Here is a 757-nt window from a genome sequence, read left to right as displayed (position 1 = left end):
TCTTCTGTATCCGGCTTTCTTCAAACATCTATCGGTGCAGGACTTAGCTTTTTTATTGCCCAACAATTTGATGAAACAACCATCCCAAACTCAGCAGGATTTTTCTTTCTGAGTCTCACTGCCATACTTCTCGTCTTATGGGCTGAACGTGGTCATCTTTTTAGACAATATCATAGTAATCCTAACGAATAAATATTACTACGAAAGATTAATAACATCTCTCTTGAACAATAAGAAAATAAACCTATCAGACAAAATAAAACATCTCCAAATAGAACATTCTTGTGTTAAACATTCACATTGTTTGTTTAAAGGTACAGCTCTCGAAATATCAAATCATTTCACGACAGCACCCATAAATGGTATAATGTAAAAAAACAAACATACTATTGTTGCAACAACTCTTGTCTGTGAAACGGTTTATTAAAAAATATTTTTATTCTTTTCTTCAATAGTTTTTATGAAGACGGGCTGGTCTCTCATCTCATGATAGGCAAACAAACAGTTTTGATTGATTTAACCTGAACAAGATCGAAATAAGAGAAAAACTTACGCTTTAGGTCTTTCGTTCAATATAAAAAATAATAAATTATCTTTATAAATTAATATCTTACATAATCATAAAACCATAGGGAATTTTCCCATTTATAAAATACATTTAATTGATAAATTTTCCTGATTTTGGAAATCCTCTTGGAACCAAACGCCCGACGCCCGCACGCATTCCCATCCATTCAATGAGATCATCAGCTTGACG

General features: G+C 32.5%; 1 pseudogene. It reads left to right on the top strand.

From position 1 onward, the window contains the following. A pseudogene (locus ACFIL8_RS11635) lies at nucleotides 1-192 on the top strand (Bcr/CflA family drug resistance efflux transporter); the annotation flags it as partial. Between the last annotated feature and the right edge of the window lie 565 nt (nucleotides 193-757).

The organism is Bartonella sp. AP57NXGY (genome assembly GCF_042195805.1).
Lineage (GTDB): Bacteria > Pseudomonadota > Alphaproteobacteria > Rhizobiales > Rhizobiaceae > Bartonella.
Note: the sequence above shows the minus strand (reverse complement) of the source record. Positions and strands in the feature narration are given on the sequence as shown.